The organism is Caulobacter segnis (genome assembly GCF_003243465.1).
Taxonomy (GTDB): Bacteria; Pseudomonadota; Alphaproteobacteria; order Caulobacterales; family Caulobacteraceae; genus Caulobacter; species Caulobacter segnis_A.
This window is the reverse complement of record NZ_QFQZ01000094.1, coordinates 1-16,361: the sequence shown is the minus strand read 5'-3', so window position 1 is coordinate 16,361 and position 16,361 is coordinate 1. Positions and strand designations below refer to the sequence as shown.

The 16,361-nt window shown below is 67.3% G+C and carries 14 protein-coding genes; 13 read left to right on the top strand and 1 reads right to left on the bottom strand.

Annotation, left to right across the window (positions count from 1 at the left end):
* The 10 genes from DI526_RS20665 to DI526_RS20620 all read left to right on the top strand — a co-directional run.
* Nucleotides 1-1,042: chemotaxis protein CheA (locus DI526_RS20665; protein ID WP_304282065.1), on the top strand; the 1,042-nt coding region annotated here is incomplete at its 5' end.
* 3 nt (nt 1,043-1,045) lie between these two features.
* Nucleotides 1,046-1,513, top strand: coding sequence for a chemotaxis protein CheW (locus DI526_RS20660; protein ID WP_304282062.1), 468 nt, complete (start codon nt 1,046-1,048; stop codon nt 1,511-1,513).
* Nucleotides 1,513-2,385 carry a protein-glutamate O-methyltransferase CheR gene (locus DI526_RS20655; protein WP_304282059.1) on the top strand — a complete coding sequence of 291 codons (873 nt, stop codon included), beginning with the start codon at nt 1,513-1,515 and terminating at the stop codon, nt 2,383-2,385. The genes DI526_RS20660 and DI526_RS20655 overlap by 1 nt, the downstream gene beginning before the upstream one ends.
* A complete protein-coding gene (locus DI526_RS20650) occupies nt 2,385-3,413 on the top strand; it encodes a chemotaxis response regulator protein-glutamate methylesterase (protein ID WP_304282054.1) in 1,029 nt (342 codons plus the stop codon). Before DI526_RS20655 ends, DI526_RS20650 begins: the two co-directional genes overlap by 1 nt.
* Nucleotides 3,414-3,417: 4 nt before the next feature.
* A complete protein-coding gene (locus tag DI526_RS20645) occupies nt 3,418-3,807 on the top strand; it encodes a response regulator (RefSeq protein ID WP_058347350.1) in 390 nt (129 codons plus the stop codon).
* Nucleotides 3,804-4,373 carry a chemotaxis protein CheD gene (locus DI526_RS20640; protein ID WP_304282033.1) on the top strand — a complete coding sequence of 190 codons (570 nt, stop codon included), beginning with the start codon at nt 3,804-3,806 and terminating at the stop codon, nt 4,371-4,373. The genes DI526_RS20645 and DI526_RS20640 overlap by 4 nt, the downstream gene beginning before the upstream one ends.
* Nucleotides 4,374-4,377: 4 nt before the next feature.
* Nucleotides 4,378-4,758 (top strand): chemotaxis protein CheU, encoded by a 381-nt coding sequence (locus DI526_RS20635; RefSeq protein WP_304282030.1) that lies wholly within the window; start codon nt 4,378-4,380, stop codon nt 4,756-4,758.
* 5 nt (nt 4,759-4,763) lie between these two features.
* Complete coding sequence (locus tag DI526_RS20630; RefSeq protein WP_304282027.1) at nt 4,764-5,366, top strand: response regulator; 603 nt, start codon at nt 4,764-4,766, stop codon at nt 5,364-5,366.
* Nucleotides 5,363-5,833, top strand: coding sequence for a chemotaxis protein CheE (locus DI526_RS20625; protein WP_304282024.1), 471 nt, complete (start codon nt 5,363-5,365; stop codon nt 5,831-5,833). The genes DI526_RS20630 and DI526_RS20625 overlap by 4 nt, the downstream gene beginning before the upstream one ends.
* Before the next feature lie 266 nt (nt 5,834-6,099).
* Nucleotides 6,100-9,126, top strand: a complete 3,027-nt coding sequence (locus DI526_RS20620) for a TonB-dependent receptor (RefSeq protein ID WP_304282021.1) — start codon at nt 6,100-6,102, stop codon at nt 9,124-9,126.
* Between the two features lie 133 nt (nt 9,127-9,259).
* On the opposite strand, the gene DI526_RS20615 is transcribed toward DI526_RS20620, so the two are convergent.
* Entirely contained in the window at nt 9,260-10,003 is a 744-nt protein-coding gene (locus tag DI526_RS20615; RefSeq protein WP_304282067.1) for a GntR family transcriptional regulator, read from the bottom strand.
* A gap of 254 nt (nt 10,004-10,257) precedes the next feature.
* On the opposite strand from DI526_RS20615, the gene DI526_RS20610 reads away from it, so the two are divergent.
* The 3 genes from DI526_RS20610 to DI526_RS20600 form a co-directional block, all read left to right on the top strand.
* Nucleotides 10,258-12,924 (top strand): TonB-dependent receptor, encoded by a 2,667-nt coding sequence (locus tag DI526_RS20610; RefSeq protein ID WP_304282018.1) that lies wholly within the window; start codon nt 10,258-10,260, stop codon nt 12,922-12,924.
* A gap of 142 nt (nt 12,925-13,066) precedes the next feature.
* Nucleotides 13,067-15,346 (top strand): beta-N-acetylhexosaminidase, encoded by a 2,280-nt coding sequence (locus DI526_RS20605; RefSeq protein WP_304282015.1) that lies wholly within the window; start codon nt 13,067-13,069, stop codon nt 15,344-15,346.
* Nucleotides 15,347-15,367: 21 nt separating this feature from the next.
* Nucleotides 15,368-16,361: glucose PTS transporter subunit IIA (locus tag DI526_RS20600; protein ID WP_304282012.1), on the top strand; the 994-nt coding region annotated here is incomplete at its 3' end.

Here is a 16,361-nt window from a genome sequence, read left to right as displayed (position 1 = left end):
GGACAGCGTCATGGCCATCCGCGCCCAGCCGGTGAAGTCGGTGTTCCAGCGCATGCCGCGCCTGGTCCGCGAAGTCGCCAACATGACGGGCAAGCAGGCCCGCCTGGTGATGGATGGCGAGAACACCGAGGTCGACAAGACGGTCATCGAGCGTCTGGCCGAACCGATCACCCACATGCTGCGCAACGCCATCGACCACGGGCTGGAAAGCCCGGAGGAACGCAAGGCGATCGGCAAGAACCCCGAAGGCATGGTCCGCCTGGCCGCGCTGCACCGCAGCGGCCGGATCGTCATCGAGGTGTCGGACGACGGCAAGGGCATCAACCGCGAACGCGTCTTCGGCATCGCCGTCAAGAAGGGCCTGATCGCGCCCGACCTGCAGCTGACCGACGAAGAAATCGACAACCTGATCTTCCTGCCGGGCTTCTCGACCGCCGAGAAGATCTCCGACGTCTCCGGCCGCGGCGTCGGCATGGACGTGGTCAAGCGCTCGGTCCAGGCCCTGGGCGGCCGGATCTCGATCTCGTCGCGTCCGGGCCACGGCTCGACCTTCACGCTCAGCCTGCCGCTGACCCTGGCCGTCCTGGACGGCATGGTGGTCGATGTCGCCGGGGAGACCCTGGTGGTGCCGCTGGCGGCCATCGTCGAAAGCCTGCGCCCGAAGCCGGAAGAGATCCGCCCGCTGGGTCCCGTCGGCTCGGTGCTGGCGGTCCGCGACAGCTTCGTGCCGCTGATCGACGTCGGCCTGACGCTCGGCTACCGCGACCAGAGCCCGCCGCCGACCGATGGCGTCGTGCTGCTGGTCGAGGGCGAGGACGGCTCGCGGGCGGCCCTGGTCGCCGACGCCATCCACGGCCAGCGCCAGGTGGTCATCAAGTCGCTCGAGCAGAACTACCAGCAGGTCGAGGGCGTCGCCGCCGCGACCATCCTGGGCGACGGCCGCGTGGCCCTGATCCTCGACGTCGACGCGACGATCAACCTGCGTCGCCGCGAAGGCGGCGCGCCTCGGCCGACCGAACCCACCCTCATCGCCGCGGAGTAAGTCATGACCGAACATGCCACCGCCACCGGCGCTGACCGCCGCGAACTGATCTCCTTCCGGGTGGGCGACCAGGAGTACTGCGTCGACATCATGGCCGTCCGCGAGATCCGCGGCTGGAGCCCGGCCACGACCCTTCCGCAGTCGCCCGGCTACATGCGCGGCGTGATCAATCTGCGCGGCGCGGTCCTGCCGATCATGGACCTGGCCTGCCGCCTGGGCATGCCGGTCCTGGAGCCGACCGTTCGCAGCGTGTTCATCGTCGTCAAGGCGGGCGACCGCACCGTCGGCCTGCTGGTCGACGCGGTCTCGGACATCCTTTCGATCAACGACGACATGATCCAGCCGACGCCCGACGTCGCCTGCGACGCGGTTCGCAGCTTCGTGCGCGGCATCATTTCGATCGATGGCCGGATGATCAGCGAGATCTCGCTGGACCGCATCCTGCCGGAACGGGAGGCGATGGCCGCCTGATGACCTCCGCAGCCCTTTCCGAACGCGAAGCCATCGTCGATGGCGAGTTCGCCTTCACCAACCAGGATTTCAAGCGGATCGCCGCGCTGCTGTACGACCTGGCCGGCATCAGCCTGCCCGACAGCAAGGCCACGCTGGTCTATTCCCGGCTGGCCAAGCGCCTGCGCGCCCTGGGCCTGCGCTCCTTCGCCGAATACTGCGCCTTCGTGGCCAGCGAGAAGGGCGCGGACGAGAGCCAGGAGATGCTGCGGGCGCTGACCACCAACGTCACCCGCTTCTTCCGCGAGCCGCACCACTTCGAAGACCTGCGGGTCAATGTCCTCGAACCCGTCGCGGACAAGGTTCGCGCCGGCGGCCGTCTGCGCCTGTGGTCCGCCGCCTCGTCCACGGGGCAGGAGCCGTATTCGATGGCCTTCACGGTCCTGTCGGTGTGGCCGAACGCCGCTGACCTGGACATCCGGATCCTGGGCACGGACATCGACACCAACGTCCTGGCCACCGGCCGGGCCGCCGTCTACGACGAGAGCCTGCTGGAAGGCATCCCCGCCGCCACGCGCAGCCAGTACTTCGAGCGTGACGCCAGCGATCGCCGCGCCTGGCGCGTCTGCGAGGCCGCCCGGAGCATGGTGGCGTTCCGGGAACTGAATCTCAACGGTCCGTCCTGGCCTATGAAGGGCCCGTTCGACGCCATCTTCTGTCGGAATGTCGTGATCTATTTCGATGAACCCACTCAGGAACGCGTCTGGAGCCGCTTCGCGCCGCTCGTCGCCCCTGGCGGCCGGCTCTATGTCGGCCACTCCGAGCGCGTTGGCGCTTCCGTGACCGCGTTCGAGAGCTGCGGTCTAACCGCCTACAGAAAGGTGGGCCGCTAATGGCTAAGATCCGTGTCCTCGTCGTCGATGACTCCGCCACCATGCGGAGCCTGATCTCCGCCGCCTTGAATCGCGATCCCGATATCGAGGTCGTCGGCGGCGCGGGCGACCCCTTTGAAGCCCGGGGCATGATCAAGGCCCTGAACCCCGACGTCGTCACCCTCGACATCGAGATGCCGAACATGAACGGCATCGAGTTCCTCGAGAAGATCATGCGCCTGCGGCCGATGCCGGTGGTCATGGTCTCGACCCTGACCCAGGCCGGCGCCGAAATGACGCTGCGGGCCCTGGAACTGGGCGCGGTGGACTGCGTGGGCAAGCCCGCGGACGCCACCGGCACCCAGGAGGCCCTGGCCGAGATCGTCGCCAAGGTGAAGATCGCCGCCCGCGCCGCGGTGCGGACCAAGGCCGACGCCGCGCCGGCTCGCGCGCCGCGCAAGGACTACATGCCCTCCGGCGACCTGGTCGCGATCGGCTCGTCGACCGGCGGCGTCGAGGCGCTGCTGTCGATCCTGCAGCAGTTCCCCGAGACCTGCCCGCCGACAGTGATCACCCAGCACATGCCGGCGACCTTCACGGCCAGCTTCGCCGCCCGCCTCGACCGCGCCAGCGGCGCCAAGGTGACCGAAGCCTCGGACGGCGCGATGCTCGAGCCGGGCAAGGTCTATGTCGCTCCGGGCGGCGCCACGCACCTGGAAGTCGTCCGCTCGGCCGGCCTGCGCTGCCGCCTGGTGGCCGGCGACCCGGTCAGCGGTCACCGCCCCTCGGTCGACGTGCTGTTCAACTCGGTCGCCAACACCCTGGGCGACAAGGCGGTCGGCGTGATCCTCACCGGCATGGGCCGCGACGGGGCTCAAGGCCTTCTGAACATGCGCAAGGCGGGCGCGCGGACCCTAGGCCAGGACGAAGCCAGCTGCGTCGTCTACGGCATGCCGCGAGCCGCTTACGAAACTGGCGCGGTGGAGAAACAGGTCTCCCTGTCCTCCATGGGCCAGTCCATTCTTGATCTGGCCTCGGCGAGGCGCTGAACCCATGCCCCAAGCAAGCTCCATTTCCGTTCTTGTCGTCGACGATCAGCTGACCATGCGGGCCTTGATCCGCAACGCGCTGCAGCAGATCGGCTTCAAGGACATCCGTGAGGCGCCCGATGGCGAGGAGGCTCTGAAGAACCTCCTGGCCAAGCCGGCCAACCTCGTCATCTCGGACTTCAACATGCCGAAGATGGACGGCCTGGCTTTGCTTCGCGCGGTGCGCTCGCATCCGCCGATCCGCCAGACGGCCTTCGTCATGCTGACTGGCCGCGCGGACCGTGAACTGGTCCAGCGCGCGGTGCAGTTCGGCGTCAACAACTATTGCGTCAAGCCGTTCACCGTCCAGGGACTGCGCGACAAAATCGAACAGGTGTTCGGACAGCTGACATGACGCATCACACCCCCTCCGAAGACACCGAACGCTCGATCAAGGTGCACGTCACCCAAGGCGAAAGCCATGTGACGACGGACCCGAACGTGGTCATGACCACGGTTCTGGGCTCGTGCATCGCGGCCTGTATCCGAGACCCGCAATCGGGCGTCGGCGGCATGAACCACTTCCTGCTGCCCGACTCGGGCGACGGACGCAGCACCGGCGGCGACGCGGTTCGCTATGGCGCCTACGCCATGGAACTGCTGATCAACGAACTGCTGAAGAAGGGCGCCCGCCGCGACCGGTTGGAAGCCAAGATCTTCGGCGGAGCCAAGCTGTTCGACGGCCTCTCGGACGTCGGCGCCAGCAACTCCGCGTTCGCCGAGCGCTTCCTGCGCGACGAAGGCATTCCGATCGTCTCGTCCAGCACGGGCGGCGTGTCGGCGCGCCGGGTCGAGTTCTGGCCGGCCTCGGGCCGTGTTCGCCAGCGCCTGGTGGCCGTCGACAACGCGCCGCAGGATGTCCGTCGTCCCGCGCCCGCCCCGATGCCCGCCGCCTCCAGCGGCGACGTGGATCTGTTCTAATTCGATGCAAGTCGCGCCGCTGCCTTCGCCGACGACCGATCCCACCGAGCACCTGCCGCTCGGGGAGCTGTCGCGGCGTCTGGCGGCGGAGCTGGCTTCGGCCGCCGCGATCTGCCGCGACTGCGAGCATCTGGCCGGCGACCTCGCCCACGGCGGCGCGACCGTCGAGAAGCTCGCGCGGCTCCAGGCCCTGGACGAGCTGAGCCAGAGGCTGCACGGCCTTTCGGAGGTGCTGGAACGGATCGGCCACCACGCCTCCGGCGAGTGGAGCATGTCGATCGCGCCGGTCCTCAGCGGTCTTGGCCTCGCCGATATGGCCCAGCGGCTGCGCGCCGACGACCCGGCCGATGAACGCCCGGTCGCCGGCGAACTCGATTTCTTCTAGCGTCCATGACCGACGCGCTTCTGCCTTCGACGCGGATCAACCTCGAACGGGCGACCGTGCTTGTTCTGGATGACAACGGCCCGTCGCTCGACATCCTGTCCCAGGTGGTGTCGGGCTTTGGCGTCAAGCAACTGCTGCGCGCCGAAAGCGTCGCCGACGCCCAGTCGCTGGTGCGCACCAAGACCTTCGACCTGATCATCAGCGACGTCCAGATGCCGACCACCGACGGCATCGAGTTCATCCAATGGCTCCGGCGAGAGGGCGGCGAAAGCAATCGCTTCATTCCCGTCATCCTGGTCACCGGGCACACCCGCACCTCGCAGATCTTCAAGGTCCGCGACGCGGGGGCGAACTTCATGGTGGCCAAGCCGATCACGCCCAAGGTGCTGCTGGAGCGCATCTTCTGGGTGGCCCGCGAGGACCGCGCGTTCATCGAATGCGACACCTATGTCGGGCCTGACCGGCGCTTCAAGCACGAGGGGCCGCCGCCCGGCACGGACGGGCGACGCAAGGATGACCTTCCGGCGGAGGTGGGCGAGGCGCAGACGCCCAACATGTCCGACGACGAAATCGCAAACCTGATGCGCCCAGCCAAGGTGCAGATATGAAAGTCCGCAAGTTTCGACCGACCAACCGCCTGACCGCGATGATCAAGGAGCGGGGCGGGATCATGGCCAAGGACGCCATCGCGGCCGCCGAGGCTGGGGTGGAGAGCCTGCGTGAGTCGTCGATGGCCGCCCTCGACGACGCCATCGCCGAGATCGAGCGCCGGTTCGGCAAGGACACGCCGGAACGCGTTTCCGAAGCTTACGAGGGACTCTATGTCCTCGGCTCCAGGATCATCGACGTCAGCGCCTTCGTGTCGGACGCAGGCATCGACAAGGCGGCGGTGTCGCTCTGCACCCTGGTCGATAGCTGCGAGGGCGCCGGCTACTGGCGATGGGACGCGGTGGACGTCCACATCGACGCCCTGCGCCTGCTGCGCGCCCATGGCGCGGCCCTGCCTGTCGCCCAGCGCGACGCCATGCTGCAGGGGCTCTACCAGGTCAGCAACTACCGCCCTGACGAGGCCTGAGGGCCCGCGCCGATAGCGGCGCTATGTGTCGGAAACGCAACGGCGCACGCTGTTCTCTAACTTGTGGCCGTATTGCGGCCTTGTGGCCTGACCGCGCCTTTGTTAGCACTGTGCTACCGGTGTCAACGAGCGCGAACCGCTTCTGACACCGGTGACAAAAAACGAAGACTTACCGGCTGGGACTCGTTTCGCGAGGGAAGGTCGCGAAGCGGATCAAAGGCCAGACAGGGGCGCAGGCGCCTATGGTCGACACGGGAGGAGGCAACATGTCCAAGACTACCACTGCGCGCGCGCGCGCTCTTCAATACGGCGTCTCGGGCGGCGCGCTGGCGCTGACCTTGATGATGGCCGGCGGCGCCATGGCGCAGGCGACGGGCGCTCCGGCTGCTGCTCCCGCCCAGGGTTCCGAGGAGGTTGAGGCGGTGGTCGTCACCGGCTTCCGCGCCTCGCTGGCCAATGCGCTCGACGTGAAGCGTCGTGAAAACGACCTGGTCGACGTGATCAAGGCGCAGGATATCGCCGATTTCCCCGACCTGAACCTCGCCGAATCCCTGCAGCGCGTTCCCGGCGTGTCGATCGACCGTGACGGCGGCGAAGGCCGCAGCATCACCGTCCGCGGCCTGGGTCCCGACTTCACCGTCGTTCGCCTGAACGGCCTGGAAGCCCTGGCCACCACCGGCGGCAAGGACAGCTCGGGCGGCGCCAACCGCGGCCGCCAGTTCGACTTCTCGATCTTCGCCTCCGAGCTGTTCAACAGCGTCACCGTCCGCAAATCGACCTCGGCCATGAACGAGGAGGGCTCGCTGGGCGCGATCGTCGACCTGCAGGCCGCCCGCCCGTTCGACTTCAGCAAGTTCGCGATGAGCGCCAGCGCCAAGGTCGGCTGGAACGATCTCTCGCGGAAGAGCGACCCGCGCTACACCTTCCTGGTCAGCAACCGCTGGGACACCGGCATCGGCGAAGTCGGCGCCCTGCTGTCGGTGGCCTACGCCACCCGCAAGACCCGCGAAGAAGGCTCTTCGACCGGCCGCTGGGAAAACCCCTCGGTCGCCAACAACTCGGCCACGGCCTTCCCGTGCTCGGGCGCGGCCTATAACCCGGTCAGCGGCCCGGCCCTGAGCTGCGCCCAGATCGGCACGGTCACCGGCGGCACGTCGCCGACCGTCACCGCCGCTTCGGGCACCGCCAACAACCTCTGGCACCCGCGCATCCCGCGCTACGGCCGTCTGGACTATGATCAAAAGCGCCTCGGCGTCACCGGTTCGCTGCAATGGCGTCCGACCGAGCGCTCGACCCTGACCCTCGACGCGATGCTGGCCAAGTTCACCAACAATCGCGACGAGACCTATCTTGAGATCATCTCGTTCAGCCGCTCCCAGGCGGGCCTGCCGCAGACCGACGTCGTCAACTTCACGGCCGACAGCAAGGGCAACCTGATCAAGGGCACGTTCGACGACGTCGACGCGCGCGTCGAGTACCGTCACGACGACCTGAAGACCGAGTTCAACCAGCTGTCGCTGACCTACGACACCAAGTTCGGCGAGGCCGGCCACCTGAACATCGTCTACGGCCAGTCGCGCTCGATCCAGAACAACCCGACCCAGACGACCTTCTCGTTCGATCGCTACGACAGCGACGGCTACAGCTACGACTACTCGGCCGACGACAAGCTGCCGAACTTCAACTACGGCTTCGACCCGACGAACCCGGCCAATTACGAGTACAGCGCCGTCAACTCCAAGGGCGACGCGTCGCTGCTGCGCCTGCGGCCAAGCAAGGCGGTCAACACCTTCAAGACCATCCGGGCCGACGTCGACTACCAGATCCTGGACGGCTTCAAGCTACGCTACGGCGGCAACTATAAGGAGTACGGCTTCAGCTCGTGGGAAAAGCGCCTGAACTCGCGCGTCCTGGCGGGCAACTCGGCCACGACCTTTACCTCGGAAGCCGGTTTCGGCCTGCCCGCGGGCACCTCGATCGCCGACGTTTCGCGGGTGATCTCGGGCTTTGGCCGCGGCCTCGACCTGCCGTCCGGCGTGCCGACCTCCTGGCTGGCGCCGGACCTCGACAAGCTGAAGGCCAAGCTCGGCTATGACTGCGACTGCGTGAACGCCAACGGCGACTTCCGTCTCAGCGTGCTGAACCAGCTGGGCGCCACCCGCCAGATCACCGAGAAGGACACCGCGCTCTATATCCAGGGCGACTTCGACTACGATGTCTTCAACATTCCGGTTCGCGGCAATCTGGGCGTCCGTTATGTGAAGACCGTCCAGGACGCCACCGGCCACTTTAGCACCGGCAACTCGACCCAGACGGTCACCACCCTGGGCGGAACCTTCGCCCAGCGCGTGCCGATCGACGGCACGCAGTCGACCTCTCGCGAGTACCACAACACCCTGCCGTCGCTGAACGTCTCGGCCCAGCCGTTCGACAACTTCTTCGTCCGCTTCGCCGCCGCCAAGGTGATGACGCGTCCGCAGCTGCAGAACCTGACGCCAGGCTACACCGCGATCAGCCAGTCGGCCCAGACCATCACGCGCGGCAATCCCGACCTGAACCCGATGCTGTCCAACAACCTGGACCTGAGCTTCGAGTGGTATCCGGACAAGGAAACCCTGTTCTCGGTCGGGGTCTTCGAAAAGGACATCAAGTCCTATATCCAAACCGCCGCGATCAACATGCCGTGGTCCCAGACCGGCCTGGACAACAATCTGCTGTCGAACGGCAACACCGCCGACACGCTGTTCACGGTCACGACGCAGATCAACACCCCCGGCGGCAAGCTGAAGGGCTACGAGATCTCGCTGCAGCGTCCGTTCACCTTCCTGCCCGAGCCCTTCAACGGCTTCGGCGGCATCGTGAACTACACGCACGTCGAGAGCGACATTCAGTACATCATCACCCCGGCGCGCTATAACAGCGCCAAGGTGATGACCTCGCCCGCCGTGTTGCTGACCCAGCCGCTGGTGAACCTGTCGCCCGAGGCCTACAACGCCACGCTCTATTACGAGAAGGGCCCGTTCAAGGCGCGCGTCTCGGCGTCCTATCGCGACCCGTACCTGATCCAGGTGGCCCCGTCGGCGACCAACAACAACGATGTTCGGATCAAGGAAAAGACCCTGAACATCGACAGCCAGATCAGCTACAACTTCAAGAACTTCACCATCACCCTGGAAGGCATCAACCTGACCGACCAGGAAGACAGCAAGGTGGTCGACTCGACCCGCATGAGCTCGGAAGAGTTCGTGCACTATGGTCGCCAGTACTATCTGGGCGTGAAGTGGAAGTTCTAGGCTTCCGCGGCTCGTCGAGCTGAAATGCGAAAGGGCGCTGGCCGCGAGGCCAGCGCCCTTTTTCATTGCGCCAGCCGCGGGGCGCCGCTTTCAGCAGCCTCCATCGCAGGGCCGCTGGCATGAACGACCGGCGTCAGCTCAGGGCGTTCAGCTCGGCCACGAAGTCATAGGCGTCGCCGCGATAATAGGACTGGGTGACCTCCACCGCCCGGCCGTCCTTGAGGAAGCCGCGCCGTTCAATCAGCAGGCCCGCGTCCTTGGCCGGCACGCCCAGAAGGTCGGCCTGCTCGCCCGCGAACAGCACGGCCCGCAGCCGCTGGAGGGCGCGCACGGGCCGATAGCCGGTGGCCTCGAGCGCCTCGTAGAGCGAGACCCCGACCGCATCGACCGAGGGCAGGGCGAAGGCCGCGATCGTCGTGTATTCCACCGCCATCGGCGACCCGTCCGCATAGCGGATCCGCGCGAAGCGATAGACGGGCGTTCCGGGGGAGAGGCCCAGGGTCAGCGACTCCTCGGGCGTGACCTGGCCTTCGCTGCGGCTGATCCATTCGCTGCGCGGCGTGCGGCCTCGCGAAATCATATCTTCGGTGAACGAAGAGAGCTTCGAGAAGCTCTTCTCGACCCGCGCGGCCACAAAGGTGCCGGCGCCCTGCCGGCGCGTTAGCAGCCCCTCGCTGACCAGGCCGTCCAGCGCCTTGCGCACGGTGATCCGCGAGATCTTGAACTCGTCGGCCAGGTCCCGCTCGGCCGGCAGGGCGTCGTCCGGGCGCAGGACCTTCTTGTGGATCGCCTCTCGCAGGGCGCGTTGCAGCTGCTTGTAGAGCGGGGCGTGATCATCGGCGGCGCCCAGCCCGCCGATCCGTTCCGCGAATGTCATCATCCAGCCCTCCCCACGCAAACCCGCGGCGCCGGCCGCACATTTCGATAGCATATGACCATTTTCATACCAATGGTAACTTGGTCCGTAATTGGTATCTTTTTGGCCTTGTCATCCGAGAAAATTCCGTCACAGTTCGCTCCAGAGGCCTGAGAAGTACCCGTTTCTGCGGATCCTCCCAGAAAATTGGTACCAGATTGGGCTTGGGGTTCGGCTCCGGGCCCACGGCCCGGCATAATGGGGAGAAGCCGAGTATGAACAGTTTCCATAAGTCCGTCCTGGCAGCGTCCGTCAGCGTGATGGCCGTCGCGGCCGCGGCTCCCGCCTTGGCGCAAGACAGCAACGCCGTTGATGAGGTGGTCGTCACCGGCATCCGCGCCTCGCTGCTGCAATCCATCGAATCCAAGCGCCGCGCCGACGCGATCATCGACGTCGTCACCGCCGAGGACGTGGGCAAGTTCCCAAGCTCCAACGTCGCCGAAGCCCTGACCATCGTGCCCGGCGTGACCGTAGACCGCGCTTTCGGTCAAGGCGAGAAGGTCAGCATCCTGGGCACCGATCCGGCGCTGAACCGCACCCTGCTGAACGGCCAGACCGTCGCCTCCGCCGACTGGTTCATTCTCGACTCCCCCGGCCGCACCTTCAACTACGCCCTCCTGGCCCCGCAGATCGTCGGCAAGGTCGACGTCTACAAGTCGCCCGAGGCGCGCATCGACGAAGGCAGCATCGGCGGCACGGTCATCGTCAACACCCGCAAGCCTCTGGACCTCAAGTCGGGCCTGATCGCCGGCGCGGTGAGCTATCTCTATAACGACCGCTCCAAGAAGGGCGACGCCCAGGGCTCGCTCTTGGTCAGCTGGAAGAACGCCGCCCAGACCTTCGGCGCCAGCTTCTCGGTTCAGCGCGCCGAGGACCAGCTGCGCCGCGACGGGGTCGAGAGCTACGGCACGATCGCCGCCAACCAGTGGGCCGGCGGCAACCCGGACAATCCGGTCGACTCGCGCACCAAGGGCTGCACCGGGACCTGCGCCACCACCCTGACCTCGAACCTGACGGCGCGCAGCCCCAACGCTTTCGGCGCTTCCTATTTCGAGCAGGACCGCACCCGCACCACCTACACCACGGCCCTGCAGTGGAAGCCGACCGACCAGCTGTCGTTCGAGTTCAACTGGCTGAAGATCAAGGCCGACTACGACAACACCAACCAATCGATGTACGCCTTCCAAGGCAACACCTGGAACAGCCTGGGCGCCTTGACCGGCATCAGCGTCAACAACGGCGTCGTCACCAAGGCCTCGTTCAACAACGCCCTGTCGGTGCTGGACGTGCAGTATCGCGAGGCTGAGCTCAAGTCCGACACCTATCACCTGAAGGGCGGCTACAAGGGCGACGGTTGGGACCTGTCGGGCGAGATCGGCAAGTCCACCGCCGACGGCGGCACCAAGCGCCAGGTGTTCCTCGAGTTCCTGAACTGGGCCAACTACACCGTCGACATCAGCGGCGCGCCCAAGAGCCCCGGCAGCCTGACCTACACCACCAACGTCATGGGCAATCCGGCCGCCTTCGCGACCGATCCGGGCTGGAGCGGCAACCTGGTCTCCAAGCCGACCTCGGACGAAGAGAAGTACGCCCAGATCGATCTGGGCAAGGACTTCGACGGCGTCATCCAGCGCGTCCAGGTCGGCTACAAGCGTCGCGAGCACGAGACCGGCCAGCAGTACGCCGGCATCGCCATCACTGGCGTCGCTGCTCCGGCCTCGCTGTTCAGCCCCAGCGAAGTCCCCAGCAACTATCTGAAGGGCTTCGACGGCGTCGGCGACCAGATGAAGAACCGCTTCCGGATCAGCGGTCCGTCGATGGTCTCGTATGTCGAGAGCGGCAAGTGGCTGGCGGCCGGCGCGTCGCTGCCGCAACCGTCGATCTTCGCCGCCGCCGAGTTCACGGCGGGCAACTGGAACATCCAGGAAGACATCGACGCCGCCTACGCCCAGGCCAACTTCAAGGCCGACAACATCCGCGGCAACTTCGGTGTCCGCTATGTGAAGACCTCGGTGAACAGCGCCGGCTATGTCTGCAAGCCGGGCGCGCCGTGCAACAAGGCCGCCGACTGGACCTGGCAGGTCACCAAGAAGAGCTATGACAACGTCCTGCCCAGCGTGAACATCATCGTTGACGCGCGCGAGGACCTCGTCTTCCGCTTCGCGGCGGCCCAGGTGATCGCCCGCCCGAACTACGCCGACATGACCAACTACTTCTGGCTGTCGGACGGCATCCTGACCGGCGGCGGCGGCAATCCGGCGCTGGAGCCCTACAAGTCGAGCAATTTCAACGCCTCGGCCGAGTGGTATTTCCAGCCCCAGGCGATCCTGTCGGCGGAGGTCTTCTACAAGGACATCTCCAACTATATCCTGCAGCGCACCCAGCCCGAGTCGTACTTCAACCAGTCGCAGGGCAAGGTCACGACCTACCAGATCAGCCGGCCGTTCAACGCGGGCTCGGCCGAGGTGAAGGGCGTGGCGCTGGCCTACCAGCAGACCTACGCCTACGGGTTTGGCCTGCTTGCCAACTACACCTACGCCGACGCCTCGGGCCAGGACGGCGCGCCGCTGCCCTACAGCTCCAAGAACCAGGTTAATGTCAGCCCCTTCTATGAGAACGGTCCGTTCTCGGCCCGGGCGACCTTCACCTGGCGCTCGAGGTACTTCACCGGCGTCGACCGCGGCGACAACATGTTCGTCCGCGCCTCCAAGACGCTGGACGTGACGGCCGGCTATGCGGTGACCAAGACCATCACCGCTTCGGTCTCGGCGCAGAACCTGCTCGATAGCGAGTACTACGCCTACGCCAACACCACGGCCCTGCCGCGCGGCGTCTACCGCACGGGCCGCAAGCTGCAGGCCACGTTGAACGTGAGCTTCTAGCGCGCATGGCGGCGGAGGCTCTGGCCCCAGAGCCTCCGCTCGAGCGCATTGATCCGATCCCCTCCTGACTGCAAGCATGGAGATTGGGCGGGATAGCTTGCTGTCCCGCCCGCTTTTTGCCGCCTGTTTCTCGCGAGGCCGCGTGACCCTGACCCCGCTCCGCATCGCCGCCGTCTCGGCCCTCGCCCTGGGCGCCTCGCTCGCCACTCCGGCGACCGCCGCCGACCTGACCCTCACCCCCGCGCCGGCCAAGGCGGTCCGAGCCGAGGGCAGCTTCAAGCTTTCCGCCGCCACCCGCATCCATGTCGCCAAGCGCGATGTCGAGGCGCAAGGCGTCGCCAACCAGCTCGCCGACCTGATCCGTCGTTCGCGCGGCTTCCGCCCCGCCGTCGTCGAGGGCGCGCCCGCGAGCGATGAAGCGGCGATCGTCCTCACGCGCGACGGTCCCGCGGGCGAAGCCTACAAGCTTGAGGTCTCGCCGAGCAGGGCCATCATCGCCGCCGCCCAGCGCACCGGCCTCTTCTATGGCGCCATGTCGCTCTGGCAGCTGGCGACGCCTGACGAGGCCAAGGGTCCGGTGGCCATTCCCGCCGCCATGATCGAGGACGCGCCGCGTTTCGCCTGGCGCGGCCTGATGGTCGACAGCGCAAGGCACTACCAATCGATCGCCACGCTGAAAGGCACGCTCGACGCCATGGCGGCGCACAAGCTCAACACCTTCCACTGGCACCTGGTCGACGACCAGGGCTGGCGGCTGGAGATCAAGAAGTATCCGAAGCTGACGCAGGTCGGCGCCTGGCGAACCGATCCCGGCGCGGCGCGCGCCTACCCGAAGTACGGCGGCTTCTACACCCAGGATCAGGTCCGCGCCCTCGTCGCCTATGCCGCGGCCCGCAACATCACCATCGTCCCGGAGATCGAGGCGCCGGGTCACGCCCTGGCGCCGATCGTCGCCTATCCGAAGCTCGGCTCGGCGCCGCCGGACGCCTCGAAGATGGGGGACTGGGGCGTCTTCCCCTGGCTCTACAACACCGACGACGCCACCTTCGCCTTCCTCGACGACGTGCTGAACGAGGTGATGGACCTGTTTCCCTCGACCTTCATCCACGTGGGCGGGGATGAGGCGATCAAGGACCAGTGGAAGGCCAGCCCGAAGGTCCAGGCCAAGATCAAGGCGCTGGGCCTCAAGGACGAACACGAGCTGCAGAGCTGGTTCATCCAGCGCGTCGGCCAGACCCTGGAAAAGCGCGGCCGCCGGCTGATCGGCTGGGACGAGATCCTCGAAGGCGGCCTGGCGCCCAACGCCACGGTCATGTCCTGGCGCGGGATCGACGGGGCGATCGCCGCCGCCAAGGCCGGCCACGACACGGTGCTGTCGCCGCATCCGACGCTCTATCTCGACAACCGCCAGAGCACGTCGCCCGAGGAGCCGACCGGCCGGGGCAAGGTGGTCAGCCTGAAGGACGTCTACGCTTTCGATCCGGCGCCGGCCCAACTGAGCGAGGACCAGCGGCGACACATACTCGGCGTCCAGGCCAATGTCTGGACCGAGCACATGCAGACCGACGCGCGGATGCAGGCCATGGCTTTCCCGCGCGCGGTGGCGCTGGCCGAGCGTGGCTGGTCGCCAGCGGGGGGGACGGATTGGACCGATTTCGCGCGCCGCCTGCCCGCCGAAATGGCGCGGCTGAAGATCCTGGGCGTCACGGCCAACACCGTCCCGTTCGAGCCCCAATCGAAGGCTTCGTTGGGGGAGGGCGCCAACACTCGGCTCGCCCTGTCCACGGGGCTTGGCGTCGGTGAGGTCCGCTACACGCTCGACGGCAAGGGGCCGACCGCGAGGTCGCCGGCCTACGTCGACGCGCTCGACTTGCCGAACGGCGCGACCGTGAAGGCCCGGACCTTCCTGGAAGGCCAAGCCTTGGGCCGCGAGCGGTCCTGGACGATCACCCCGGCTCTCCTGAATACGCGCCTCAGCGCCCAGCTGAAGCTCTGCACCGAGAAGGTGCCGCTGACCATGATCGACGACGCGCCGCGCGCCTTCGACCAGCGGGCGATGATGTTCGTCGACATCCTCAATCCCTGCTGGATCTGGGAGGGCGCCGACCTGACCAAGGGCGCGATCCTCAGCGTCCGCGCCAGCCAGATCCCGTTCAACTTCCAGGTCGGCGCCGAGCGCGATCGCATCCCGCTGCGCCCGCCCGCGACGCCCGGCGGCGAGCTGGAGGTGCGCGCCGGCTGCGCGGGCGAGCGCCTGGCCGTCGTTCCGCTGGGCGACGCCGCGAAAAATCCCGGCCTATCGACGATCACCGGCCGCTTGCCGCCGCGCGCCGGTAGGGTCGATCTTTGCCTGAGCTTCACGGCCAAGAGCGTCGATCCCTTCTGGGCGATCGAGCGCGTGACCCTGACGCTCGCGAACTAATCCCGAGAAGAGTCCAAGCCTGTGTCCAATCTCGTTCTCGCATCGCCCCTCAAGGGCTGGATCGCGTCCTTGGAGGAGGTTCCGGACGCGGTGTTTGCGGGTCGGATGCTGGGCGACGGGGTGGCGATCGATCCGCTGGGCGGGGCGTTGGTCGCGCCGTGCGACGGGGTTGTGGTGTCGGCGCACCGGGCGGGTCACGCGGTGACCCTGCGGTCGGCGGCGGGCGCCGAGATCCTGATGCATGTGGGCCTGGAGACGGTGGCGCTGGGCGGCGAGGGCTTCGAGCCCTGCGTGCGCGAGGGCCAGGCGGTGAAGGCCGGCGACGTGCTGATCCGCTTCGACCTCGACCTGCTGGCCCAGCGGGCCAAGAGCCTGATCACCCCGGTGGTCATCACCAATCCCGAAGCCTTCGAGATCGTCCGCCGCGACCAGGAAGCGGCCGTGGAGGCCGGCGGCTTCCTGATGGAGCTGCGGCCGGTGGCGGGCGCGGCGACGGCGAGCGCTTCGGGCGCCGCCCACGAGATCACTCGCGCGGTGACCGTGCCGCTGATGCACGGGATCCACGCGCGGCCGGCCGCGCGGATCGCCGAGCTGGCCAAGACCTTCGCCGCCGAGACGGCGCTGGTGACCGGCGAGCGCCGTTCGAGCGCCCGGAGCCCGGTGGGGCTGATGGCCCTGGCCGTGCGCCATGGCGACGCGATCCAGGTGCTGGCCTCGGGCGTGGACGCGCAAGGCGCCGTCACCGCGATCGCCGAGCTGATCGAGAGCGGCATGGGCGAGGGGGCGCCGATCCCCGCCAAGGCTCCGTCGGCTCCGGCCGCGATCGCCGCGCCCGAGCCGCTGGCGCCCGCCGCCCTGCCGGCCGACGGGGTGCTGAAGGGCGTGCTGGCCGCGCCAGGCCTGGCGATCGGCAAGGCCGTGCGCCTGGCCTCGCAGGACATCGCCGTGCGCGAGGACGGGCAGGGCGCAGCCTCGGAAGACGCCGCGCTCGTGGCGGCGCTGGACAAGGTCCGCA

Coding starts and splice junctions, on each gene's coding strand:
- DI526_RS20660 (WP_304282062.1), top strand. CDS start 1,046: ATGACCGAACATGCCACCGCCACCGGCGCTGACCGCCGCGAACTGATC.
- DI526_RS20655 (WP_304282059.1), top strand. CDS start 1,513: ATGACCTCCGCAGCCCTTTCCGAACGCGAAGCCATCGTCGATGGCGAG.
- DI526_RS20650 (WP_304282054.1), top strand. CDS start 2,385: ATGGCTAAGATCCGTGTCCTCGTCGTCGATGACTCCGCCACCATGCGG.
- DI526_RS20645 (WP_058347350.1), top strand. CDS start 3,418: ATGCCCCAAGCAAGCTCCATTTCCGTTCTTGTCGTCGACGATCAGCTG.
- DI526_RS20640 (WP_304282033.1), top strand. CDS start 3,804: ATGACGCATCACACCCCCTCCGAAGACACCGAACGCTCGATCAAGGTG.
- DI526_RS20635 (WP_304282030.1), top strand. CDS start 4,378: ATGCAAGTCGCGCCGCTGCCTTCGCCGACGACCGATCCCACCGAGCAC.
- DI526_RS20630 (WP_304282027.1), top strand. CDS start 4,764: ATGACCGACGCGCTTCTGCCTTCGACGCGGATCAACCTCGAACGGGCG.
- DI526_RS20625 (WP_304282024.1), top strand. CDS start 5,363: ATGAAAGTCCGCAAGTTTCGACCGACCAACCGCCTGACCGCGATGATC.
- DI526_RS20620 (WP_304282021.1), top strand. CDS start 6,100: ATGTCCAAGACTACCACTGCGCGCGCGCGCGCTCTTCAATACGGCGTC.
- DI526_RS20615 (WP_304282067.1), bottom strand. CDS start 10,003: ATGACATTCGCGGAACGGATCGGCGGGCTGGGCGCCGCCGATGATCAC.
- DI526_RS20610 (WP_304282018.1), top strand. CDS start 10,258: ATGAACAGTTTCCATAAGTCCGTCCTGGCAGCGTCCGTCAGCGTGATG.